Origin of the sequence: Streptomyces acidicola (assembly GCF_009377235.1) — a bacterium.
GTDB lineage: Bacteria > Actinomycetota > Actinomycetes > Streptomycetales > Streptomycetaceae > Streptomyces > Streptomyces acidicola.
Genome location: NZ_VMNX01000059.1, coordinates 14484 through 37215, shown reverse-complemented (window position 1 = coordinate 37215; position 22732 = coordinate 14484). Strand labels below are relative to the sequence as shown.

Here is a 22732-nt window from a genome sequence, read left to right as displayed (position 1 = left end):
GGAGCCCCCCGGAGACGGGCCGTTACAGCGCCGTATGCCGTGGTCAGCGGCGGGCGAAGACCCCGAATTCGGCGGCGTTCTCCTTGGTCACCAGTTCGCAGTCGATGGCCTGCTTCTCGGGCTGTCCCGTCTTTCCGGTCTTGATGAACTTGTCGGCCTGCTCGACCGCGCGCTCCGCGCCGAGCGCCGCCGGCTGAAGGGCGGTCGCGCGCATGGTGCCGGCCTTGATCTGGGCGATGGCGTCGGGACTTCCGTCGAACCCTGCCACGACGACGCCGGTCCGCTTGGCGGACTTCAGGGCCGCCACGGCGCCGAGCGCCATGGTGTCGTTGCCGGCGATCACCCCCTCGACCTTCGGGTGCCGCTGGAGGATGGTCTCCATCTTGCTGAACGCCTCCTGCTGATCCCAGTTGGCCGTCTGCTCGGCGACCTTCTTCATGTCGGGGTACTGCGAGATCACATCCGCGTACCCCTTGGACCGGACGCCCGCGTTGGTGTCGGACTCCTTGCCGGTCAGTTCGACGTATGTCCCCTTTCCGTCCATCGCCTCGACGAACTCCTGCGCCACGAGTTGTGCCCCCTGGGAGTTGTTGGACACGATCTGGGCCTTGGCGATGCCCGTCTCGTTGATCTCCCGGTCGATGAGGAAGACCGGAATTCCGCTCTCGGTCGCCTTGCGGACCGGGCCTATCGAGGCGTCGGCGCCGGCATTGTCGAGGATGATGGCGTCCGCCTTGCGCGAGATCGCGGCGTCGATCAGTTCGCTCTGCTTGTTGGGATCGTCGTCGTGCGAGGCAACCGACGTCTTGTATCCCAAACTCTTGGCCTTCTTGTCGGCGGAATCGGCCTCCGCCTTGAAGAATGGGTTGTCGGGAGAGGGGGTGATGATCGCGATCAGGTTGCTCCTGGAGCCGGCCGACGCGGAGTCGGACGAGTCGTCCGAGGAGCTGCAGGCGGCCAGCAGGAGACCTGCGGCGAGGAGGGCGGTGCTGCGGGCGGCCAGTGTGCGTGCGCGAGGGAGCATGACGGTCTCCTGGAGGGGACGTGAGGCGTGCGGGTGAGGTGGGAGAGTGGTGCCTCGGTCGGTGATCAGGTCGTGTCGTCGGCAGGTGCGCGGTCCGCGGAGCCCCTGCGCGGCTCCTCCTCGGCGACCGCCACGGCCGACGCGGCCGCCCTGCGGCGCTGGAAGCGCTGCTGGCTCTGGTCGAGGATGACGGCAAGGACGATGACGGCGCCCTTGATGAGCATCTGCCAGAAGGTCGAGACACCCACGATCACCAGGCCGTCCGCGAGGAAGCCGATGACGAAGGCGCCGACGAGCGTCCCGCGGACGTTGCCGCGTCCGCCCGAGAGCGCCGCGCCGCCGATGACGACCGCGGCGATGGCGTTGAGTTCGAAGGTGTCGCCGGCCTGGGGTGCCGCGGAGGTGAGTTCGGAAGCGATGATGAGCCCCGCCATGGCCGCGCAGGCACCGGAGACGACGTACACGGCCGTCTTGACGCGCTTGACGGGGACACCGCTCAGCTCGGTGGCCCGCGCGTTGCCTCCGGTGGCGTAGAGCCACCGTCCGAAGGGGGTCGAACGCAACAGCACGGTGATGACGACGGCCAGCACGATCATGATCCACACGGCCACCGGGAGACCGAGCGGACGTGCCTGCCCGAGCCAGTCGAAGCCGGTGTTGTGCGTGGCGGGCGAACCGGCCAGGTCGGGGTAGGTGGTGCCGTCGGAGATGAGCAGGGCGGTGGCCCGCGCCACGTACAGCATGCCGAGGGTGGCGATGAACGGAGCGACGTTCAGCCGGGTGACGAGGATGCCGTTGACGGCGCCGACCAGGGCGCCGACCGCGATGCAGACGACCACCACGGCCCACACGCGCGGATAGGCCACCACGTCGAACAGGCTCAGGTGCAGTCCCTGGAGCAGCTCGCCGGCGATCACTCCGGACAGTCCCACGGTCGACCCCACCGAGAGGTCGATGCCGCCCTTCAGGATGACCAGCAGCATGCCGAGGGCGAGGATGGCGTTGATCGCCACATGCTTGGTCATGGTGATGAGGTTGTCGACCGTGAGGAACGAGTCGGAGAGCAGGCTGAAGACGACGATCAGCACGCCGAGAGCGATGAAGGCACGCAGTTCGAAGATCGAGTCGAGGGTCTTGAGCCGCCGGGCCTGTACCGCCGCCACCTGCCGCTGCCGGGTGACCAGCTCGTGGTCCTTGGTGAGGGTGTCAGTCATGGTGAGCCTCTTCAGTGGTGTCCGCGCCGTCGGCCAGACTCATCAGGCGGTCGCGGGTGATCTCTGCGGGGCGCACGTCCGCGACCACGCGGCCGCGGGCGAGGATCAGCAGCCGGTCGGGGATGCGCAGTGCCTCCTCGGCCTCGGAGGTGCTGAAGAGCACCGCGAGGCCGCGTTCCGCCTGGTGCGCCATCAGCGCGAAGACATCGGCCTTGGACCCGACGTCCACGCCGCGCGACGGCTCGTCCAGCAGCAGCACACGGGGGTCCGTCATCACGGCCTTGGCGATGACGACCTTCTGCTGGTTGCCGCCGCTGAGCGAGCCGATGGGCGCGTCCGGCCCGGCGGCTTTGACGGTGGCGTCGGTGATCATCGACGCCACGGCGCTGTTCTCCGTCCGCCGGTCGACCAGCAGGCGGCGCGCGAACCTGGTCAGCGAGGCGAGCGACATGTTCTGGCCCACCGTCATGGACTGCACGAGCCCGTCGCGCTGACGGTCCTCCGGCACGAGGGCCAGGCCCGCGCCCATACGATGGCGCACGTCCCCGGTGAGCGGCTCGCCCTGGAGGCGTACGGCACCGGAGGCGGCAGGCAGCCGTCCCGCGAGGCACTCCAGCAGTTCGGTGCGCCCGCTGCCCATCAGCCCGTAGATGCCGACCGTCTCCCCGGCCCGCACGGTCAGCGACACCCCGTCGACCGACAGCCGGCCGGGGCTCGACGGGTCGGCGACACAGAGTTCGTTCACGTCCAGGGCCACGGGGCCCAGGGCGGGTTCGCGGTGCGGGTAGAGGGAGTCCTGGTCCCGGCCGACCATCTTGCGCACGATCCAGGCGAGGTCGACGTCGGCGGCGCGGGACGTGGCCACCATCCGGCCGTCGCGCAGGACCGCCACGTCGTCGGCAACGCTGAGCGCCTCCTCCAGGTGATGGGAGATGTAGACGACGGCGACACCGTCCGCCTTGAGGTCGCTGATCACCTGGAACAGGACGTCCACCTCCGGGGCGCTGAGCGCCGAGGTGGGCTCGTCCATGATGAGGACTCGCGCCCGCTGCAGCAGCGCGCGGGCGATCTCCACCAACTGCTGTTGTCCGAGCCTCAGTTCGCTGACGAGCGTGGCCGGGTCGAGGCTCCGGTCGAGCCTGCCGAGCACCTGCCGGGCGAGGTCGCGGTGCCGGGAGCGGTCCAGGAGGCCGCGGCGGGTGTGTTCCCGGCCGAGGAAGAGGTTGTCCTGGATGCTCAGGTTCGGGCAGAGGCTGAGCTCCTGGTGGATGATGGAGATGCCGTGGTCCGCGGCGCTTCTCGCGCTGTCGAAGGAGACTGCCTCGCCGTCGAGTTCGATGTGACCGGTGCTGGGCTGCTCGACGGCGCTGAGGATCTTCATCAGCGTCGACTTGCCGGCGCCGTTCTCACCGAACAGGACCGTGGTCCGGCCGGCCGCGATGCCCAGCGAGACACCCCTGAGGGCGTGCGTGCCGCCGTACACCTTCGTGACCTCGGCCGCCCTGAGGACGGGCACGGAACCTTCCGGGGCCGGCCCGCTCCCACGGACGCCGGCCGTCATGACGTCGCCTCGATCGACACCGGAGTGATGGTCAGGACGTCGGGCGTCAGCGGCATCGCCGCACCCGTGACGGTGATCTCCTGACCCTCCACCGCCGCCGCGTCGAACGACTTCAGCACCGCGTCCTTCATCGCGGCGTTCAGCGCGGTGGCGGCGTCCGCGTACTCGACCTGGTTGGTGAACTGGCCGAAGGTGATGAACCCCGCCGCGTCCCGCAGCGCGGTGCCGTTGATCGCCGGGCCGATCTGGACCGACACACGGACCTTGTCCAGGCCGGGGACCTGGATCTCCATCAGGCCGTTACGGGCCGCTCCGGCGGTCCCCGTCACCGTGACCGAGTAGCAGTACGGCCCGGTGCCGCTGCGCTTTCCGTATTTCTCACCGGCCGCGTCGGCGTCCTGCGTCATCGCCTTGTGGAGGGTGGCGGCCTCGACGGCGTTCTTCTCGATCGCGGGTACGACCTTCGGCGCGTACGTCTCGGCCCCGTACGTCCTGGGATCGAACGCGGTCTTGTCGCCCGCGCGGGCCTCGGTGTCCGAGCGGTAGGTCGTGGTCGCCACCACGGCGACGGTCAGCAGGGCGAGAGCGATGAGGGAGCCGCGGCCGAGCGTCAGCCATGCGCGGCGCTTCCTTGTGGTTCCCTCGGTGGTCCCCTCGGCAGGGAGTGCAGGTGGTGCCATGTCGTCCTCTACTTTCCGCGTGTCCCGAGACTGCGGGCGGCTTCCACACACCTCCGCCATCGCGTGACGGCGGCACGGCGGCGTTCTTCGTCCCAGATGGGCGCGCACACGTGCAGCGCGTCGGCGGTGCGCTTCTCCAGTTCACCGATCGTCCACAGGCCCAGCCGCAGGCCGGCCATCCGGGCGGCTCCCACGGCCGACAGCTCGTGATCCAGCGTCCGGGCGACCTCGATGCCGGACAGATCCGCTTGCAGTTGCATGAGTGTGTCGCTGCGGCTGAGTCCTCCGTCGGCGACGATCCGGCGTACCCCGGGCAGTTGTGTGAGGACGTCGTCCACCTGGTGCGCCACCGACTCCAGTGCGGCGCGCGCCAACTGCTCGGGCCCGGTGGACAGATCGAACCCGGCGAGTACGGGGACGGCTCCGGCGTCCCACCAGGGGGCACCGATGCCGCCGAAGGCCGGCACCAGGGTGACGTCGCCCGCGTCCGCGTCGGCGGCCCGGGTGAGGATCTGCTCCGGCGAGGTCTTCAGCAGGTCGGCCAGCCAGGTCACCGTACGGCCGGTGGACCGGATGTTGGCCTCGTGCGCGAACGTCGCCTGCCCCATGGACCAGGCGATCGTGGTGCACATGCCGTTCGCCGGCTCGGCGGACCCGGCCACCGTCATGATCGACGAACCGGTTCCGTACGTGGCCTTGACCGTGCCCTGCCGCCACCCGGCATGCGCGAAGAGCGCCGCATGCGAGTCCCCCAGCACCGCGAGCACGGGTGTGCCGTCGGGCAGGGGCGCGAGCCCCCGGATCTCCCCGAAAGCGCCGTCGGAGGCGACCACCTCGCCCAGTGCCGCGCGCGGGACGTCGAAGAGAGCGAGCAGTTCCTCGTCCCAGCCGCCCGTGCCCAGGTCGAGCAGCTGGGTCCGGGACGCGTTGCCGATCTCGGTGACCGGCGTCCCGGTGAAGGTGTCGAGCAGGAACGCCTCCACCGTGCCCAGCCGCAGCTGCCCGGCCCGCCCGCGCACCCGCCGGGGGTCGTGCTCGTCGAGGAGCGCGGCCATCTTCAGCGCGGAGAACATGGGGTCGAGGGGCAGGCCGGTGCGGCGCCGCACCTCCTCGCCCATGCCGTCGCGCTCGATACGGGCCGCGCGGGAGCCGCCGCGCCGGTCCTGCCAGCTCACCACAGGTGCCAGGGGTGTACCGGTCCGGGCGTCCCACAGGACGACCGACTCCCGCTGCGTGCTCAGCGCGACACCCGCCACGGACCGCGGGTCGACGTCCGCCAGACACCCGGCCACCGCCGTGCGGACACTGTCGAGCAGGGCCGGGGCGTCCTGCTCCACGAGCCCCGGACCGGGGTGGGACTGGGCCAGCGGCGCACTGGCGCGGGCGACCACCTGACCGGCGGCGTCCAGCAGCACGGCCTTGGTGGAACTGGTGCCCTGGTCGACAGCGAGGATGTGTGTGGTCATCGCACCTGTCCCAGCAGCTCCCGGGCGGCGGTGCGGACGCCCTGCGCGGTGAGACCGAAGTGTTCGAGCAGGAAGGCGGTGCTTCCGGTGGGGGCGAAGGAGGGGACACCCAGCATCCGCAGGGGCACCGGGTGCCGCTCGGCGACGACACGTGCGACGGCGGCGCCCAGGCCACCGGAGAGGAGGCCCTCCTCCGCGGTCACGATCACTCCGGTCTCCCGTGCCGCCGCGAGCACGGCCCCGGTGTCGAGCGGCTCGACGGAAGCCATGTTCAGCACCCGCGCGGAGACACCGTCCTCACGCAGCAGGCGGGCGGCTTCCACGGCCCGGGAGACCATGGTGCCCACGGCGAGCACGGCGACGTCCGAACCCTCGGCGAGCCGGGTGGCGCGGCCGGCTTCGAACGACGTGCCGACCGGGGTCACGGCAGGGATCTTGAACCGCGGGATGCGCAGATAGGTCGGCACGCCCGACTCGACGGCCCAGCGGACCGCCTGCCGGGTCTCGACGGGATCCGCGGGGACGATGATCTGCAGCCCCGGAACCGCCCGCATCCACGACAGGTCCTCGATGGAGTGGTGCGTGGGACCCAGCTCGCCGTACGCCATGCCGGGGCTCTGGCCGCAGAGGACGACGTGGCGGTGCGTGTAGGCCACGTCGGCCTTGATCTGTTCCAGGGCGCGCCCGGTGAGGAACGGCGCGGCAGCGGACGCGAAGGGGATGAAGCCCGCGTTGGCCAGGCCGGCCGCGACACCGACCAGGTCCTGCTCGGCTATCCCGACATTGATCAGCCGGTCGGGGAACTCCTCGCGGAACTTCACGAGGTTGCTGGAGCCGACCGAGTCATTGCAGACGGCCACGATGCGCTCGTCGGCGCGGGCCAGTGCGATCAGCTCGTCGGCGAAGTCGACACGGCAGTCGTGGGTGGGGGCTTCTTCGGCGACGACGGTCATCGGTTCAACTCCTCCAGCGCCAGACGGACCTGTTCGTCCGTGGGCACCTTGTGGTGCCACTCGACGCGGTCCTCCATGAAGGACACCCCCTTGCCCTTGACGGTGTGGGCGATGACGGCGACCGGGCGGCCCGTGGACGAGGGGGTGTACGCCTCCTTGATCGCCTGGTGGTCGTGACCGTCGATGTCCCGCACCTCCCAGCCGAAGCTCGCCCACTTGGCGTCCAGGGGGTCCAGGGCCGTGGTGTCCTCGGTCCGTGCCCCCTGCTGCAGCCGGTTGCGGTCCACCACGGCCGTCAGGTTGCCGAGCTCGTAGTGGGCGGCGGTCATCGCGGCCTCCCAGTTGCTGCCCTCCTGCATCTCGCCGTCGCCCAGGACGACGACGGTGCGCCAGGACTCCCCGCGGAGCCGAGCGCCCAGTGCGCAGCCGGTCGCGACGGGGAGACCGTGTCCCAGCGGACCGGTGTTCGTCTCCACACCCGGCACCTTCAGACGTGCCGGATGGCCGTTGAGCGGCGACAGCGGCGCCATGAACTCGCTCAGCCGCGCACGGGGGAAGAAGCCGCAGGAGGCGAGGGCCGAGTACAGGGCGGCGGCACAGTGGCCCTTGCTCAGCACGAACCGGTCGCGCTCCGGAGCGCCGGGGTCTCGGGGGTCGAGACGCAGCGTCCCCCACAGGGCCGTGACCAGGAGGTCGGTGACCGACAGGTCGCCTCCCACATGGCCCATGCCGGCGGACTGGATGGTGGTGAGGATGTCACGGCGAACCGAGGTGGCGATCCCGGCGAGTTCCGGCGCGGCGTCCGCGGACGACATCGCCCGCAGACGCGCACTGCGGTCACGGTAGAGCTCGGCCTGCTCCGCGTCGTGATGAAGGGAACCCGTGGCGGCCCCCGCGGTGAGCGTCACTCGGACTCGCTTTCCGCGAGCGCCCGGAAGAGCGCTCGCTTGGCGATGCGCTGGGCGCGCAGCGCGTCCTGGTCCGACTGAGCGGCGGCGAGCTCGTCCCGGTCGAGCAGTTCGAGCGCGTGGTGGAAGGCACGCATGGTGCGGACACCGGCGCGCGCGGCCTCGACCGGGTCCTCCCGGAAGGGGAACTGGTCCAGCTGCCAGACCCCCTGCCATCCCGCGTCGTGCAGCGCGAAGAAGAACTCGAAGGTTTCGAGCAGGTGGACCGAGCCGACGACCATGTCGTCGTCCCAGCCCCGGAAGTTGTCGTTGACGTCGATCGCGAAGAGCTTGTCGCGGGCGATGGCCATCCGGGCCGCTTCCGCCGGCGTCTCGCCGCCGTACAGCGAGTGGCCGAAGTCCAGCAGGACGCCCACGTTGTCCACGCCCATGTCCTGGACGGCCAGCAAGGTGCGGGCCATCGAGGAGAAGACCATGCGGTTGCGCGGCTCGCGGGGCTTGTACTCGATGGCGAACTTCAAGTCGGGGAATGCCTGCGCGAGTTCACGCACGGCGCCCACCGACTTGTCCCACAGGTCACTGTGGTCGGCCTGGAACGGGTAGTCGTAGCCGTCCTGACCCGGCCACAGCTTGACGTAGTCCACACCGAGTTCACGGCCGACCTCGGCCGCACTCGCCACGAGGTCTATGGCCTCACGGCGGGTCGAGGGGTCCGGGTTGGTGAAGCCTCCCTTGGCGAACCTGCCGGTGTAGAACTCCGGCGTGATCGCCATGGCGCGCAGACCGTGCTCGGCCAGCGCGGACTTCACCTGCGCCGTGCTGATGCCGCCGGGCGGGAAGGGCCAGTTGAGGTCGAGGACCGACAGGTCACCGACCGCTCCGGCCAGTTCGATCGCGTCGAGGATGGTGCGCGGCTCACCGTATCCGTCGGTGGCGTAGCGGTCGACGTAGGTGGCGAAATGCCAGACGCCGGCTCCGTAGAGCGGTTCTGCACCAGCCGGTTCCTGAATGTCTATGCGTTGCTGACTGGACATGCGGCTCAAGGTATGAACAGGAGTCATGGGCGTCAAGAGTTCTGACCGACTCGGGTGATGAAACTCGGGTGATGGAAAGGGGGAAGCCGCGGGAAGCGCGTCCGGCTCCGGGCACGCGGACGGACCGGCACACCGGCACCCCCGGGGGGAGGGGCCTCGCGGGCGCTCCGGCCCGCCACACCTGGTGTGCCCGTCCGGTTCACACGTCCGGCCCGGTATTTCTTCGATCGCGGCGAGGGCACGACAGCGTGCGTCGCCCAGGTCCCGTCCACGGCGCGGGGTGGTCCCGCGAGCGTGTCCGGACCGGCCCGCCTCCGGTGCTGAGGCGGGCCCCTCCACCGGGTCAGCGGACGGTGACGACGACCCGCTGGTAACTGGTGAGGGCGGGCGTGCCGTTGTCCGTGGCCTCCAGGATGAGATGGATGGTCTGGCCGCGCCGGGCATCCGCCGGGATGGTCAGTCGTGCGACATCCTCGCCTTGGACGTCGACGGTGCCCGGGTAGGTTCCGGCCTCCCGGTACTGCCACCACCGGAGCGTGACGGCGTCGCCGTCCGGGTCGCCGGCCCGGGAGGTGAGCGTGACGGACTGGCCCGCGCGGCGGACGATGTCCTGGCCCTGGTCGACGCGGACGCGGGGGCTGTGGTTCGCGTCGCGGAACTCGCTGACGCTCCATCTCAGACGAGCCGCGAAGTCGTTCTGGATGGCGGAGAACCAGCGCCCGGCGGCGTAGTCGCGGGGCTTGGCTCCCGTCTCGTCGGCGTCCTGTGCGCCCCGGTTGGACCACCGACGGGGATCCTCGGGGTCGACGACCTGCCGGCCACCCCAGCCGCCCCAACTCGGGTGCTCGTAACTGCGCAGACCGTTGTCGATGAGGAGGGCGAAGTTGGAGGAGTCGCCCTCGGATATCCATGACCCCTTGGTCTGCGGCGGGGTCCAGACCAGGTAGCCCATCGCCTTCAGTTCCTCGGCGGTGTACCCGGACAGCCCGAAGTAGTCCTCGTCGTCGAAGCCCGCGGCCATCTGCTTGCCGTCGCCCCAGACGCGGTAGGAGGCCCCGATCGGCCCGACGCTGGAGACGTTGGCCCTGGTCCATTCGGCCGAGTGGTAGTACGACTCCTCGGGGCGGACGACGTCGCGGGAGCCGTAGCCCCAAATGGAGGTGGCCACCTCCCGGTTCTGGATGTCCGGCCAGTTCGGCTTGATGTAGTCCTCGAACGTGGAGTCCTGCTGCCCGAAGCTGGTGATGACCGCCTTGTTCACGATCTTGTTGTAGACGGAGCGCCAGCGGGGGGTGCCCCGGTACTGGTCCTGGATCGACTTGAGGGCACGGGCGATGGTGTTGGGCCCGCCCCAGGCCTGGAGGAACACCTGCCCCGGCTTGTCGTCGAGCAGCACCTTCTTGATCAGGTCGGAGCCCTCGGTGTCCGCCGCCATGTCGCCCTCGTCGGTGACATTGCCCGTCGCGATCAGGGACCGCAGCCGGGCGGGCGAGGGGTAGCGCTGGTCGTGCCGGACGAGGTTCGGGTGGACTTTGGCGTAGGCGTCGACGGCCTCGTCGATGTGCAGGCGCGCGCCCGGAGCGGGCCAGCGGTGCGGTTCCAGACCGCGGCTCGGGTCGCCCTTGTAGTGGTGCTGACTGGAGGAGTAGACCAGGCCGGCGATGTTGATCTCGTTGCTGTACAGCAGCATGCGCAGCATCGAGTTCAGGTCGTCCAGCTCCGGGTCGGTCGTGACGATCGTGCGCGGTGCGGCCGACAGCGAGGTGGCGTGGCTGCCCACGCCCACGTACCGATGCCCGCCTGCCGAGGCGTGGGAGGCGGCCATCGACGCGGTCGGGGTGATCGACAGCGTGAGGCCGAGAGCGGTCATGCACACGATGGTGGCGCGGGAGAGGCGGGACGGGGCCCTGGTCCTGCTGGTCTGGGGTCGGTGATCCACCGGGCACCTCCAGGTGCTGATTACTGCCCATTGCCGCGTACGGGCGTGAAGTCGCGCGTCAGTCGAGCGGCGAGTGCTTGCCGAGGCGTGACTCTGGTTCTGCGCCTACGGGTTGCCGTCCCCTCGCCACGGTGGTCGGTGAGTGCGGAGTCGGGTGAACAGGCCGACTTCAGGACTTCGGACACCGACTGAATGTCTATTCATGCATGACTGGTTACGCAGTCGGATTCTGGGTGCGTTGCAACACCATGTCAACGGTGTGAACGCAAGTTCCTCCCGACCACCCAACGACCCACCCGGGCCCGGATTTACGGAAGGGACGCTCGCGACACCGGCACCGATGCGGGGTGACGAGCCGTGCGGCGGCCCCGAACCGGCCTCCCGACGAACCCGGACGGCCCGCCCGGCCTCCCGACGAACCCGGACGGCCCGTGCAGGGCGTTGTCAGTGCGGGTTGGTAGAACTCTCCGCAGGCAGCGCACCACGTTCATCCGCCTCTGGAGGCCAGCGACATGTCCCTCGTCGAGCATCTGCAGGAACTGCACGGCCTTCCGGCCTTCGAATTCCCCCTGCCTGGCGCGCAGAAGGAGTTGCCGGAGGCAGGCGCAGTCGCCTGGCGGCTGGCCGTCGATCCTTACAGGGGCGGCTCGGACGAGGAGTTCAGCGACCTGTGGGGCCGCTTCCTCGACTCCGTGGACCCTGCGGGTGTCCGCGCGATAGTCGTAGGCCAGTGGGACGAGCCCTACGACAACGACTCCGGCGTCATCGTGCAGCTGCTGGTGGATGCCCGGGAGCGGCTGACGGGCCTTCAGGCCGTCTTCATCGGTGACCTGGAGATGGAGGAGGCCGAGATCTCCTGGATCGAGCAGTCCGATGTGACGCCGGTCCTCGATGCCTATCCGCTGCTGGAGGAGTTCGGGGTCCGCGGCGGCACCGCACTGCGCTTCCCCGCGATCCGGCACAAGCGTCTGCGCACCCTCCGCTTCGAGGCCGGCGGCCTGCCCGGCGAGGTGGTACGCGGGGTCGCCGCCAGCGAGCTGCCCGCGCTGGAGCACCTCGACATGTGGCTCGGTGTGGAGGGGTACGGCGGCGACGCGACCGTCGCCGATCTCGCGCCGATCCTCGCCGGCGGGCAGTTCCCGGCGCTGCGCCGCCTCGGCCTGCGCAACAGCGAGATCCAGGACGAGATCGCCGCTGCCGTCGCCTCGGCCCCGGTCGTCGCCCAGCTCACCTCGCTGGACCTGTCTCTCGGCGCGCTCTCCGACGAGGGCGTGACGGCGCTGCTCGGCGGCCAGCCGCTCACCCACCTGGCCCGGCTGGACCTCCACCACAACTTCGTCACCGAGCCGGTGGCCCAGCGGATTCGGGGGGCACTGGAGCCGTCCGGCGTCGAGGTCGACCTGTCCGAGACACGCGAGCCGTGGGAGCACGACGGCGTCGTCCACCGCTTCACCGCGGTCGCGGAATGAGGCGGTCATGACCTTCGCCGATCACTTCGAGACCTTTCACGGGCTGCCCGTCTTCTGGCTCCCCGAGCCCCGGGAGGAGCCGCTCCCGGCCGCGGACGGCGTGGCCTGGCGGCTGGACTGCTACGAGGCCGGGGAGCTGCCGTTCCCCGAGCTGTGGCGGAGCTTCATGGACCGGGTGCCGAGCCCGGATGTACGGGCTCTGGTCATCGGGCCGTGGTGGGACGGCGAGTACACCGAGCTGCGTCCGGCGCTGGAGCTGATCCCGGCCGACGCGGAGCGCTTCCCCGCGCTGCGCGCTCTTTTTCTGGCCGATGTCACCGGCGAGGAGTGTGAGATCTCCTGGCTGCAGCTCACCGATGTCACCCCCGCCCTGGAGGCCTTTCCGCTGCTGGAGGAGTTCTGCGTCCGCGGCGGCGACTCCCAGGGGCTCGGCGAGGAGGCCCTGTCGCTGCGCCCGGTGCGCCACGAGGCGCTGCGTGTGCTGCGGTTCGAGTCGGGAGGCCTGCCCGGGCAGGTGGTGCGGGCCGTCGGAGCGTGCGAACTGCCCGCTCTGGAGCACTTGGAGCTGTGGCTCGGGGTGTCGCACTACGGCGGCGACGCGACCGTCTCCGACCTCGCTCCGATCCTGTCCGGCGGCCGGTTCCCGGCACTGCGACATCTCGGGCTGCAGGACAGCGAGCTGCAGGACGAGATCGCCGCCGCCGTCGCCGCGGCCCCCGTCGTCGCCCAGCTCGAATCGCTGAGCCTGTCCATGGGCACCCTCACCGACAGCGGTGCCGAAGCCCTGCTCGATGGCCAGCCGCTGACCGATCTCAAGTGGCTCGACCTGCACCACCACTTCCTGAGTGAGGCCATGGCCGACCGGGTCCGTAATGCCTTCGGCTCCGCCGGGACCGAGGTGGACCTGTCGGAGCATCAGACTCCGCATCGCCGGCAGAACGAGGAGTGGCGCTATGTCGCTGTCTCCGAGTAGCCACACCCCCGGCACCGGCCTTCGGTTCGCCGTCGTCAGCAATCCGGAGAACCGGCGGACGACGATGTTCGCCGACGCCGTCCGCGCGGCGGGGCACACGGAACCGCGCGTTCTGGCGTGGCGCGACGTGCTGTGCGGGCGGTTCGCGTTCCGGCCGGGCGAGTTCGTACGGATCGACTCCCCCGGTGAGAATGCCGAGGTCGACGAGCTGCTGCGGAACACCGAAGATCCCACCCGCGTGGAGGGAACAGCCCTCTGGTACCGGCGCTTCACGGCGGCGGTCCGGGATGTGACCGGCGCGGCGCGCCGTGCGGGTGCGGTGCCCTCCGCCGATGCCGAGGACGTGGCGGTGATGTTCGACAAGCGGCGCTGCCATGCCCGGCTCGCCGCCGCGGGTGCCCCGGTGCCTCCCGCTCTGACGGGCCCGCTCGGCGGCTGGGACGAGCTGCGGGAGAAGCTGAAGGCGGCGCGCATCTCGCGGGCGTTCGTGAAGCCGGCGCACGGTTCGTCGGCGTCCGGTGTCGTGGCGCTCTCGGTGGCGGGCCCCGGCCGGGTCAGGGCGACGACCTCCGTGGAGACCGCCTCCGACGGCCGGCTCTTCAACTCCCTGCGGGTGCGGCAGTACGCCTCGGAGCCCGAAGTCGCCGCCCTCGTCGACGCCCTGGCCCCGGACGGGCTCCATGTCGAGCAGTGGCTGCCGAAGGCCTCGCTGGGCGGCCGTGCCGCCGATCTCCGGGTGGTCGTGGTCGCCGGACGCGCCACGCACGCCGTCGTGCGGACCAGCCGTCACCCCATGACGAATCTGCACCTGGGGGGCGCCCGCGGTGACCTGGACGCGGCACGCGAGGCGATCCGGGCCGCGGGCGGCGGCTTCGACCAGGTGCTGGACGCCGCCGAGCGGGCGGCGGCGTGTTTCCCGGGCACGTTGTGCGTGGGCGTGGACGTCCTGCCGTCCACCGGGTGGAGCCGCTTCGCCGTCGGCGAGGTGAACGCCTTCGGGGATCTGCTGCCCCGACTGACCGGCCTGCCGGGCAGTGGCGCCGAGGGCCTGGACACGTACGCCGCGCAGGTCGCCGCCGTTCCGGCCGCCGTGCGGATGGGGGAAACGACACCCGTACCGACGCGCGAAACGACCCCCGCGCGGACGCGCGAGGCGCAAGGAGCATCCTCATGACGCCGCCGATCGACATGAACAACATGAACGACGTGAACAACATGAACGACGTGATCGACATGAACGAAGTGGTCGGCAGTCACGACCTCCTGCTGGTCACGCTCGACACGCTCCGCTACGACGTGGCCCAGGAACTGGCGGCGGACGGCCGTATCCCGAACCTCGCCCGGCACCTGCCCGGCGGCGTCTGGGAGCGCCGGCACGCCCCGGGCAGCTTCACCTACGCCTCCCACCAGGCGATGTTCGCGGGCTTCCTGCCCACACCGGCCGCACCGGGACCGCACCCACGTCTCTTCGCCGCCCGCTTCGAGGGCAGCGAGACCACCGCGCCCGACACCTTCGTCTACGACACGCCCGACCTGGTGTCGGGTCTGGCCGCCGCCGGCTACCGCACCGTGTGCATCGGCGGCGTCGGCTTCTTCAACAAGCGGGGGCCGCTGGGCTCCGTCCTGCCCGGGATGTTCCAGGAGAGCCACTGGGAGCCCGAGTTCGGGGTGCCTTCCCCCGCGTCCTTCGAGGCACAGGTGGCCCGCGCCGAGCAGGTCGTCGCCGGGCTCCCGCAGGAGCAGCGTCTGTTCCTCTTCGTGAACGTGTCGGCGCTGCACCAGCCCAACTGGTTCCATCTGCCCGGCGCCACCCGTGATGCGGGCGACTCCCGGGCCACCCACGCCGCGGCCCTTGAGTACGTGGACCGGCACATGGGACGGCTCTTCGCGGCCGTCCGCAGCCGCCGCCCGTGCTTCGCCATCGTCTGCTCCGACCACGGCACCGCGTACGGCGAGGACGGCTACAGCGGCCACCGCATCGGCCATGACGTCGTCTGGACCGTGCCCTACGCCCACTTCTTCCTCGACGAGGCCTCATGACCAGCGCCGAAACGGCCATCTCCGAAACGGCCATCTCCGAAACGGTAATCTCCGAGACGGCAATCTCCGAAGCAGCCATCACCGAAACGACCGGCACCGAGACGGCCGTCTCCGAAACCCCGGCCTCGTCCGCCGTCCGCCCGTACCAGCACTACGTCTACGCGTATCCGCACAAGACCGCGTACCGCCCGCTGCGCCGGGACGACGCGTCCTTGCGCGACCTGTGGGCGGACGAGCCCAAGAACGCCCTGTCGCTCTACTTCCACATCCCCTTCTGCGAGGTGCGCTGCGGCTTCTGCAACCTCTTCACCCGGATCGGGGCACCCGACGGCCTGACCACCGCCTACCTGGACGCGCTGGAACGTCAGGCGGCCGCGGTGCGCGAGGCGCTGGGCGAGGGGGCGCGGTTCGCGGGCGCGGCCTTCGGCGGCGGCACGCCGACGTTCCTGGAGGCCGCCGAGCTGGAGCGGCTGTGTGATCTGGCCGAACAGGGCCTGGGCGCCGATCTGTCGGCGATCCCGCTGTCCGTGGAAGCCTCGCCCGCCACCGCGACCACCGACCGGCTGGCCGTGCTGGCCGCACGTGGCACCACGCGGCTGAGCCTGGGCGTGCAGAGCTTCGTCGACGCCGAGGCACGCACGGCCGTACGCCCGCAGCGCCGGGCGGAGGTCGAGGCAGCCCTCGCCAGGATCCGTGACGCCGGCATCCCCGTCCTCAACATCGACCTCATCTACGGCATCGACGGCCAGACCGAGGAATCCTGGCGCCACTCCCTCGACGCGGCTCTCGCCTGGCGGCCCGAGGAGCTGTACCTCTATCCCCTCTACGTCCGCCCGCTCACCGGTCTCGGCCGGCACCCAGGGCCTGTGCCCGGCGACGCCGAGTGGGACGAGCAGCGGCTGCGGCTGTACCGCCACGGCCGCGACCATCTGCTCGCGCGGGGCTACGAACAGGTGTCGATGCGCATGTTCCGCCGCACGGATGCCCCCACCACCGGCGGGGAGGACTACGCGTGCCAGACCGACGGCATGGTCGGCCTCGGCTGCGGCGCCCGCTCCTACACCTCCGCGCTGCACTATTCCTTCGACTACGCCGTGGACATGCACCAGATACGCCGGATCATCGACGACTACACGGCTCGCGGGGCCGAGGACTTCCGTCACGCCGACTTCGGCCGGCGGATGGACGCCGGGGAGGCCCGGCGCCGCCATCTGCTGCAGTCGCTGCTGCAGGCCGAGGGCATGCCCGTCGCCGACTACCGGGCCCGTTTCGGCACCTCGCCCGCCGAAGACTTCCCCGCCGAGCTGGAGCGGTTCGGCGACCGGGGCTGGCTGGACGACTCCGCGGGACAGGGCGTGCTGCGGCTGTCCCCGGAGGGGCTGGCCCATTCCGACGCGCTGGGGCCCGAGCTGTTCTCCCCGGCCGTGCGGGAGCGCATGGCCTCGTACGAACCGAAGTGACGGAGCCCGCATGGACCTCACGATCCTCTACCGCGGTCCGCTGGCGTCGTGCGACTACGACTGCCCGTACTGCCCCTTCGCCAAGCGACGGGACAGCCGCGCCCAACTGACCGCGGACCGCGCCGCGCTGGAGCGCTTCGCCGCGTGGGCGGCCGAGCAGCACGAAGACCGGCTCTCCCTGCTGTTCACGCCGTGGGGCGAGGGCCTGGTGCGCTCCTGGTACCGGCGGACGCTCGTGGAGCTGAGCCGGCTGCCGCACATCCGCCGGGTGGCGATCCAGACCAATCTCAGCTGCCGTACGGACTGGCTCGCCGACGCCGACCTGGACACCGCCGCCCTGTGGTGCACCTTCCACCCCGGGCAGACGCCGTACGACCGTTTCCTGAGCAAGTGCCACGACCTGGCCACCCGCGGCGTCCGCCACAGCGTCGGCGTCGTCGGCCTTCCCGAGCACCTGGAGCACGCGCGCCGCCTGCGCGCCGACCTCCCCGCCCACGTGTACCTGTGGGTCAACGCCGCCGAGGGCCATACGTACACCGATGCCGAGGCCGACGAGTGGACCGCCCTGGACCCGCTCTTCCCGTACAGCCGCCACGCGCATCGCAGCGCCGGACTGCCCTGCCGGACGGGCGAGTCCGTCATATCGGTGGACGGCGAGGGCACGGTCCGCCGCTGCCACTTCGTCCGCTCGGAGCTGGGCAACCTCTACGACGGCTCCTACCGGCGGGCACTGCGCCCCCGCACCTGCCCGCTGGCCCTCTGCGACTGCCACATCGGCTACGTCCACCTGGAGACCCTGCCGCTGTACGACGTGTTCGCGGGCGGAGTGCTGGAGCGGATACCCGCCTGATCGTCACTCGGTGTCCGGGCTCTTCTCGCCGGACCTCAACTGCCCCACGCCGGGCACGAAGCGCCCGGTCGTGGCTCCGTACGTGAGATAGTCCGTGCCGTGCACCGCCCGTAGGTAGGGTTCTTCGACGATCCGAACCTGCAGTTCGACGGCGACAGCCAGCGCGACGAGGGCAGCCAGGGCCAGGACGCTGGGCACCATGAGCGCAAGTCCGGTCCCGGTGATGCCCATCGCGGTGAAGATCGGGTTCCGTACGTACGAGAAGGGGCCCCTCGTGACGAGTGCGGTCCGTTCGCCCTGGTCCACGCCGACGCGCCAGGACGTTCCCATGGCTCCCTGCGCGATCAGCGTGGCGACGATGCCGAGCACGGTGATCGCCGCTCCGGTGCCGTACAGGGCCGGAGCATCCTCGACGAGGACCGGCAGGCCGGCCAGGGTCCCGGCGGGTGCGACGACGGCGCCGAGGAGTGCCGCGACGAAGAGCACTCCGGCCCCCCGGGCGGCCCGGCCCGACGCGCGGGACAGGCCGCGGAAGCCGGTGTCACCGGTACGGAGGCGCTGGATGATCGAGCGGACGCCGAAGGCGGCGGCCAGCCACCCCACGTAGAGCGCGAGTGCCGTCCAGGCCCAGCCGGTCACCGTACGCCCACCTCCTTCAGCGGGGCGCGGCACGCGCAGCCCGGCCCGCAGCCGCACACGTCCTGTTGCACCTCGTTCTGCTGCACCTCGTTCTGCTGCCCCTGGGGGACGGTGCCGGCGGCCGGTACCGCGCAGCAGTTGTCACCGCGCCACGCCTCGCGGCCCTCCTTGACGGCTACGGCGGCGATCACCAGGGCGGCGATCGGGTCGGCCCAGGACCAGCCGAGCAGGGAGTTGGCGAGCAGGCCCACGAGCAGCACGCCGGACAGGTAGGTGCACAGCAGGGTCTGCTTGGAGTCGGCGACCGCCGAGGCGGAGCCGAGTTCGCGTCCGGCGCGGCGCTGGGCCGCCGACAGGAACGGCATCACGAGCAGGGACAGGGCGGCCAGCACCATGCCGGGGGTGGAGTGCCGGGCCTCGCCGGTGCCCGCCAGCGCGCGGACGGAGTCCACAGTGACGTACGCGGCGAGCGCGAAGAAGGAGACGGCGATGACGCGCAGGGCGGTCTTCTCGCGGGCTTCGCGGAGGGCGTGGTCGGCGGTGGAGAACTGCCAGGCGACGGCCGCCGCCGAGGAAACCTCGATGACCGAGTCCAGTCCGAAGCCGATGAGGGCGGTGGAGGAGGCGATCGTGCCCGCGGTGATCGCGACGACTGCCTCGATCACGTTGTAGGTGATCGTGACGGCGACGAGCAGCCGTATGCGACGGACCAGTTGGGTGGCGCGCTGCGGGCTCGGGCCGGGAGCTGTCGCCGCCATCAGCAGCATCCCTTCTCGTCGGCGTCCGGACAGGTGCGGTCGGCCTCCACGGCGAGGACCGCGCCGCGCAGGTCGTCCAGGGCGTGACCGAGGCGGGCGTCGGCGAGTTCGTAGCGCACGCGTCGGCCTTCGGGGACCGCGACGACGATGCCGCAGTCGCGCAGGCAGGCGAGGTGGTTCGACAGCCGGGTGCGGGAGATGTCGAGCTCCTCGGCCAGGTCCGCCGGGTGGGCGGGGGCTTCACGCAGGGCGAGCAGGATGCGGCAGCGGATCGGGTCGGCGAGCGCACGGCCGAACCGGGCCAGGGCGTCGACGTCGGTGCCGGTGCCGGAAGCAGAGTCGGAGGCGATAAGCATGAGGCCGACGGTACACAAATTCCTGAATTCAGGAAACCCTGAACTCAAAATGCCGGGGCGAGAGCGCCGCGCCGCGGGGGCCGACCAGGGGGCCGATTCACCCGATGCGGTGATGATCAGGAGTCGGATTTCTCCGCCCGCCCAGACCGCGGCGGTCAGCCCCCGCCCAGCGGTTCCCCCTGTATCCCCTGGTTTCCCCGCGTCCGCCGCACCCCTGCGGGCACGTACGACTCAGCAGACTCACCAGAACCTTATGCGTTCACTTGACTACGGTTTGTGTTCATGACGGCTGGGACGGTCACGGTCTTCCAGGGCAGCCGCTCCCGGTCGCGGATCGGGGCGGTGCTCGTGGTGCTGCTGGGCGCCCTGCTGCATCTGCTCGCCTGCGCCCACGGCCCGACGCCGACAGCCACAGGCCGCGTCGACTCCCCTCCTGCGGCTGCCGCGTCCCCGTCCTGCGGACAGCCGTCCGGCACGCCACACACCGCGCACACCACGCACAGTGAAGGCGAGCAGCAGACCGGAGAGGGCTCCGGCAGCGAACTGGGTTGCCTGGACCGGGACGAGCCCACTGTGCAGCCGCCCCGCGGTATCGCCCCGGCGGCGCCGGCCGTCCAGACCGAGCCCGCCGTCGAGCACGCCGAACCGCAACCGCCGTCCTCCTCCGTGCGCGCGGGCGCGCCGCCGTATCCAGGCGCCGTGCCGTCTCCCGCCGGGCAGGTACGAGCCCGTCTGGGCGTGTGGCGGACCTGACCGACCGCTGAAGCCGCACAGGCCGGGCGGCGAGCCACGCTCCCGCCGGCCCCACCGCGGCCGTCGATCAGTCCTGCCCGGATCCCACCACGGTCCGGATCCCACCACGGCCCGGGTCCCCTCACCATCCGGGTCCCGCCACCATCCGGTCGGCCCGCCCTCACGCCCGCCGACCGCAGGAGAGACACGCCATGAACCACCACCCCACCCGCACCACCGTCCCCGAATGCCCCGCCCAGCTCCTCGCCGACGCCAAACGCCCCACGCACACCCCGGCCGGGCTGGTCGGCGACACCCCCGTCCTCTGGGTCGGGGAACCCTTCACCGCCGCCGGACGCGGCTTCTGGGCCAAACTCGAAGGTCACAACCCCGGCGGCATCAAGGACCGCACCGCGCTGCACATGGTGCGGGCGGCCCGGGAGCGGGGCCTGCTGCTGCCCGGCGCCCGGATCGTGGAGTCCACCTCCGGCACCCTCGGCCTCGGACTCGCCCTGGCCGGGGTCACCCTCGGCCACCCGGTCACCGTCGTCACCGACCCCGGCATGGAACCGTTGATGACCGGGCTGCTCACCGCGTACGGCGCCGACGTCCAGGTCGTCGACACCCCGCACCCGGACGGCGGCTGGCAGCAGGCCCGCCGTGAACGCGTCGAGGACCTGCTCGCCGCGTGCCCTGACGCCTGGTGCCCCGACCAGTACCACAACCCGGACAACGTGGCCGCCTACGCACCGCTCGCCCATGAACTCGTCGCCCAGCTCGGCCGTATCGACGCCCTGGTCGTGTCCGTCGGCACCGGCGGCCACTCCGCCGGGATCGGTTCGGTGCTGCGCCGGTACTTCCCCTCCCTGCGGATCGTGGGCGTCGACACCACCGGATCGACGATCTTCGGGCAGCCCGCCGGGCAGCGGCTGATGCGCGGCCTGGGCAGCAGCATCTACCCCCGCAACGTGGCCTACGACCTGTTCGACGAGGTCCACTGGGTCGCCGCCCCCGAAGCGGTGTGGGCGGCCCGCGCGCTGGCCCGCTGCCGGTACGCCACCGGCGGCTGGAGCGTCGGCGCGGTCGCCCTGGTGGCCCGCTGGCTGGCGGGCCGGATGCCGGCGGAGGCACGGATCGTGGCGGTGTTCCCCGACGGGCCGCAGCGCTACGTCGGCACGGTCTTCGACGACACCTACTGCCGCACGCACGGCCTGCTGGACGTTCAAGTGGCCGACGAGCCGGAGGAGATCGCCCACTCCGGCGAGACGACCGTCGCCCGCTGGACGCGCTGCACCACGGTCGTCGACCCGCTGGCCGCACAGCACGAGGAGCGCGAAGAGCACGAGGAGCACGTCGACCATGCCGCCCGCGAGCGCCTGACGGTGGAGGTGTCGGTGTGAGGGCGCTGTGGCGGCAGACCCGCTCCTTTCCGCCGGCCGTGAGGCTGTTGATGGCCAACCAGTTCGCCATCAACCTCGCCTTCTACATGCTCATGCCCTACCTGGCCGCCCATCTGTCCGGCGAGCTCGCGCTCGCCGCCTGGGCCGTCGGCCTGGTGCTGGGCGTGCGCAACCTCTCCCAGCAGGGCATGTTCCTCATCGGCGGCACCCTCGCCGACCGCTTCGGCTACAAGGCCCCCATCCTGGCCGGGTGCCTCCTGCGCACCGTGGGCTTCGCGCTTCTCGGCTGGGTCGACCATCTGCCCGCACTGATCGCGGCGTCCGCCGCGACCGGCTTCGCCGGAGCCCTGTTCAACCCCGCTGTGCGCGCCTACCTCGCGGCCGAGGCGGGAGAGCGGCGCGTGGACGCCTTCGCCACCTTCAACGTCTACTACCAGGCGGGCATGTTCCTCGGCCCTCTGGTCGGACTGGCCCTGCTGGCCGCCGACTTCCGCCTGGTGTGCACGGTCGCGGCGGCCATCTTCGCCGTACTGACCGTGCTGCAGTGGCGGGCGCTGCCCGACCACCGCGGTCCCACCGAGGACCGGGGCGGGGTGCTGGCCCAGTGGCGCACGGTGGTGGCCAACCGGCCCTTCCTGCTCTTCTCCGCCGCGATGATCGGCTCGTACGTGCTGACCTTCCAGGTCTACCTGGCCCTTCCGCTGGCCGCGTCCGACGCTCTCGGCGCGCACGGCACGGCCGCCACCAGCGGGCTCTTCGTCGTCTCCGCCGCGGTCGCCGTCGTCGGCCAACTGCGCCTGACCGGCTGGGCGAAGAACCGGTGGCGGCCCAGCCAGGCGCTGGTACGGGGACTGACCGCGATGGGCCTGGCGTTCCTTCCCCTCGCGCTCACCCCGCCCGGTTCGTCGGCGGTGGTCCTCGTGTCCCTGGTCACGGCGGTGGGGCTGCTCGCGGCCGGCTCCGCCGTGGTCTACCCCTTCGAGATGGACACCGTCGTCGCCCTGTCCGGCAACCGCCTGGTCGCCACCCACTACGGCCTCTACAACACCGTCTCAGGCCTGGGCATCACCCTCGGCAACCTCGTGACCGGCGCCCTGTGGGACTTCGCCGAGCGGCATGGCGCCCTCTGGCTCACCTGGGGTGCCCTGACCGCCACCGGGCTGGGGTGCGCGGCCTCGGTCGCCGCCCTCGCCCGCACCGGACACCTCGGCCCCGGGCACCGGGCCGCTGCAAGGGGAGCTTTAGTCCGGCGTCCCACGATCGACCGACCATGACT

At 71.2% G+C, this 22732-nt stretch carries 21 protein-coding genes; 9 read left to right on the top strand and 12 right to left on the bottom strand.

Annotated elements, in window-relative coordinates; translation table 11 throughout:
• Positions 1–43: 43 nt before the first annotated feature.
• The 9 genes from FPZ41_RS17930 to FPZ41_RS17890 all read right to left on the bottom strand — a co-directional run bounded on the left by FPZ41_RS17930 (position 44) and on the right by FPZ41_RS17890 (position 10710).
• Entirely contained in the window at positions 44–1024 is a 981-nt protein-coding gene (locus FPZ41_RS17930; RefSeq protein ID WP_152863811.1) for a D-ribose ABC transporter substrate-binding protein, read from the bottom strand.
• A gap of 65 nt (positions 1025–1089) precedes the next feature.
• Entirely contained in the window at positions 1090–2238 is a 1149-nt protein-coding gene (locus FPZ41_RS17925) for an ABC transporter permease (RefSeq protein WP_152863809.1), read from the bottom strand.
• Positions 2231–3754 carry a sugar ABC transporter ATP-binding protein gene (locus FPZ41_RS17920; protein ID WP_322620375.1) on the bottom strand — a complete coding sequence of 508 codons (1524 nt, stop codon included), beginning with the start codon at positions 3752–3754 and terminating at the stop codon, positions 2231–2233. Before FPZ41_RS17920 ends, FPZ41_RS17925 begins: the two co-directional genes overlap by 8 nt.
• Positions 3755–3795: 41 nt before the next feature.
• A complete protein-coding gene (locus FPZ41_RS17915) occupies positions 3796–4479 on the bottom strand; it encodes a DUF2291 family protein (RefSeq protein ID WP_194236129.1) in 684 nt (227 codons plus the stop codon).
• 8 nt (positions 4480–4487) lie between these two features.
• A complete protein-coding gene (locus tag FPZ41_RS17910) occupies positions 4488–5945 on the bottom strand; it encodes an FGGY family carbohydrate kinase (RefSeq protein WP_152863803.1) in 1458 nt (485 codons plus the stop codon).
• On the bottom strand, positions 5942–6898 hold the full coding sequence (locus tag FPZ41_RS17905; RefSeq protein ID WP_152863801.1) for a transketolase family protein: 957 nt from the start codon (positions 6896–6898) through the stop codon (positions 5942–5944). The genes FPZ41_RS17910 and FPZ41_RS17905 overlap by 4 nt, the downstream gene beginning before the upstream one ends.
• Positions 6895–7806, bottom strand: coding sequence for a transketolase (locus FPZ41_RS17900; RefSeq protein WP_322620374.1), 912 nt, complete (start codon positions 7804–7806; stop codon positions 6895–6897). The genes FPZ41_RS17905 and FPZ41_RS17900 overlap by 4 nt, the downstream gene beginning before the upstream one ends.
• Positions 7803–8840, bottom strand: coding sequence for a sugar phosphate isomerase/epimerase family protein (locus tag FPZ41_RS17895; protein ID WP_152863799.1), 1038 nt, complete (start codon positions 8838–8840; stop codon positions 7803–7805). Before FPZ41_RS17895 ends, FPZ41_RS17900 begins: the two co-directional genes overlap by 4 nt.
• Before the next feature lie 343 nt (positions 8841–9183).
• Positions 9184–10710, bottom strand: a complete 1527-nt coding sequence (locus tag FPZ41_RS17890) for a DUF1593 domain-containing protein (RefSeq protein WP_152863797.1) — start codon at positions 10708–10710, stop codon at positions 9184–9186.
• Between the two features lie 581 nt (positions 10711–11291).
• Between FPZ41_RS17890 and FPZ41_RS17885 the strand changes: the two genes are divergently transcribed.
• Genes FPZ41_RS17885 through FPZ41_RS17860 form a run of 6 tightly spaced genes read left to right on the top strand, consistent with a single transcriptional unit; the run spans position 11292 to position 17571 of the window.
• Positions 11292–12248 carry an STM4015 family protein gene (locus FPZ41_RS17885; protein WP_152863795.1) on the top strand — a complete coding sequence of 319 codons (957 nt, stop codon included), beginning with the start codon at positions 11292–11294 and terminating at the stop codon, positions 12246–12248.
• Positions 12249–12255: 7 nt separating this feature from the next.
• On the top strand, positions 12256–13221 hold the full coding sequence (locus FPZ41_RS17880; protein WP_152863793.1) for an STM4015 family protein: 966 nt from the start codon (positions 12256–12258) through the stop codon (positions 13219–13221).
• Positions 13202–14395, top strand: a complete 1194-nt coding sequence (locus tag FPZ41_RS17875; RefSeq protein WP_152863791.1) for an STM4014 family protein — start codon at positions 13202–13204, stop codon at positions 14393–14395. Before FPZ41_RS17880 ends, FPZ41_RS17875 begins: the two co-directional genes overlap by 20 nt.
• 59 nt (positions 14396–14454) lie before the next feature.
• A complete protein-coding gene (locus FPZ41_RS17870; RefSeq protein WP_152863835.1) occupies positions 14455–15261 on the top strand; it encodes an STM4013/SEN3800 family hydrolase in 807 nt (268 codons plus the stop codon).
• Entirely contained in the window at positions 15258–16721 is a 1464-nt protein-coding gene (locus tag FPZ41_RS17865; RefSeq protein WP_152863789.1) for an STM4012 family radical SAM protein, read from the top strand. The genes FPZ41_RS17870 and FPZ41_RS17865 overlap by 4 nt, the downstream gene beginning before the upstream one ends.
• A gap of 10 nt (positions 16722–16731) precedes the next feature.
• Positions 16732–17571, top strand: a complete 840-nt coding sequence (locus tag FPZ41_RS17860) for an STM4011 family radical SAM protein (RefSeq protein ID WP_152863787.1) — start codon at positions 16732–16734, stop codon at positions 17569–17571.
• Positions 17572–17574: 3 nt separating this feature from the next.
• Here FPZ41_RS17860 and FPZ41_RS17855 read toward each other — a convergent pair whose 3' ends face one another.
• Genes FPZ41_RS17855 through FPZ41_RS17845 form a run of 3 tightly spaced genes read right to left on the bottom strand, consistent with a single transcriptional unit; the run spans position 17575 to position 19324 of the window.
• Positions 17575–18210 carry a methyltransferase family protein gene (locus tag FPZ41_RS17855; RefSeq protein WP_322620373.1) on the bottom strand — a complete coding sequence of 212 codons (636 nt, stop codon included), beginning with the start codon at positions 18208–18210 and terminating at the stop codon, positions 17575–17577.
• Positions 18207–18968 (bottom strand): cation transporter, encoded by a 762-nt coding sequence (locus FPZ41_RS17850; protein ID WP_407698790.1) that lies wholly within the window; start codon positions 18966–18968, stop codon positions 18207–18209. Before FPZ41_RS17850 ends, FPZ41_RS17855 begins: the two co-directional genes overlap by 4 nt.
• On the bottom strand, positions 18968–19324 hold the full coding sequence (locus tag FPZ41_RS17845) for an ArsR/SmtB family transcription factor (RefSeq protein ID WP_152863783.1): 357 nt from the start codon (positions 19322–19324) through the stop codon (positions 18968–18970). Before FPZ41_RS17845 ends, FPZ41_RS17850 begins: the two co-directional genes overlap by 1 nt.
• A gap of 282 nt (positions 19325–19606) precedes the next feature.
• On the opposite strand from FPZ41_RS17845, the gene FPZ41_RS17840 reads away from it, so the two are divergent.
• The 3 genes from FPZ41_RS17840 (at position 19607) to FPZ41_RS17830 (ending at position 22730) form a co-directional block, all read left to right on the top strand.
• A complete protein-coding gene (locus FPZ41_RS17840; RefSeq protein ID WP_152863781.1) occupies positions 19607–20077 on the top strand; it encodes a hypothetical protein in 471 nt (156 codons plus the stop codon).
• A 191-nt stretch (positions 20078–20268) separates the two neighbouring features.
• Entirely contained in the window at positions 20269–21456 is a 1188-nt protein-coding gene (locus FPZ41_RS17835; protein WP_152863779.1) for a PLP-dependent cysteine synthase family protein, read from the top strand.
• Positions 21453–22730, top strand: coding sequence for an MFS transporter (locus FPZ41_RS17830; RefSeq protein WP_322620372.1), 1278 nt, complete (start codon positions 21453–21455; stop codon positions 22728–22730). The genes FPZ41_RS17835 and FPZ41_RS17830 overlap by 4 nt, the downstream gene beginning before the upstream one ends.
• Positions 22731–22732 lie beyond the last annotated feature (2 nt).

Coding starts and splice junctions, on each gene's coding strand:
- FPZ41_RS17930 (WP_152863811.1), bottom strand. CDS start 1,024: ATGCTCCCTCGCGCACGCACACTGGCCGCCCGCAGCACCGCCCTCCTC.
- FPZ41_RS17925 (WP_152863809.1), bottom strand. CDS start 2,238: ATGACTGACACCCTCACCAAGGACCACGAGCTGGTCACCCGGCAGCGG.
- FPZ41_RS17915 (WP_194236129.1), bottom strand. CDS start 4,479: ATGGCACCACCTGCACTCCCTGCCGAGGGGACCACCGAGGGAACCACA.
- FPZ41_RS17910 (WP_152863803.1), bottom strand. CDS start 5,945: ATGACCACACACATCCTCGCTGTCGACCAGGGCACCAGTTCCACCAAG.
- FPZ41_RS17905 (WP_152863801.1), bottom strand. CDS start 6,898: ATGACCGTCGTCGCCGAAGAAGCCCCCACCCACGACTGCCGTGTCGAC.
- FPZ41_RS17895 (WP_152863799.1), bottom strand. CDS start 8,840: ATGTCCAGTCAGCAACGCATAGACATTCAGGAACCGGCTGGTGCAGAA.
- FPZ41_RS17890 (WP_152863797.1), bottom strand. CDS start 10,710: ATGACCGCTCTCGGCCTCACGCTGTCGATCACCCCGACCGCGTCGATG.
- FPZ41_RS17885 (WP_152863795.1), top strand. CDS start 11,292: ATGTCCCTCGTCGAGCATCTGCAGGAACTGCACGGCCTTCCGGCCTTC.
- FPZ41_RS17880 (WP_152863793.1), top strand. CDS start 12,256: ATGACCTTCGCCGATCACTTCGAGACCTTTCACGGGCTGCCCGTCTTC.
- FPZ41_RS17875 (WP_152863791.1), top strand. CDS start 13,202: ATGTCGCTGTCTCCGAGTAGCCACACCCCCGGCACCGGCCTTCGGTTC.
- FPZ41_RS17870 (WP_152863835.1), top strand. CDS start 14,455: ATGAACGAAGTGGTCGGCAGTCACGACCTCCTGCTGGTCACGCTCGAC.
- FPZ41_RS17865 (WP_152863789.1), top strand. CDS start 15,258: ATGACCAGCGCCGAAACGGCCATCTCCGAAACGGCCATCTCCGAAACG.
- FPZ41_RS17860 (WP_152863787.1), top strand. CDS start 16,732: ATGGACCTCACGATCCTCTACCGCGGTCCGCTGGCGTCGTGCGACTAC.
- FPZ41_RS17850 (WP_407698790.1), bottom strand. CDS start 18,968: ATGGCGGCGACAGCTCCCGGCCCGAGCCCGCAGCGCGCCACCCAACTG.
- FPZ41_RS17845 (WP_152863783.1), bottom strand. CDS start 19,324: ATGCTTATCGCCTCCGACTCTGCTTCCGGCACCGGCACCGACGTCGAC.
- FPZ41_RS17840 (WP_152863781.1), top strand. CDS start 19,607: ATGACGGCTGGGACGGTCACGGTCTTCCAGGGCAGCCGCTCCCGGTCG.
- FPZ41_RS17835 (WP_152863779.1), top strand. CDS start 20,269: ATGAACCACCACCCCACCCGCACCACCGTCCCCGAATGCCCCGCCCAG.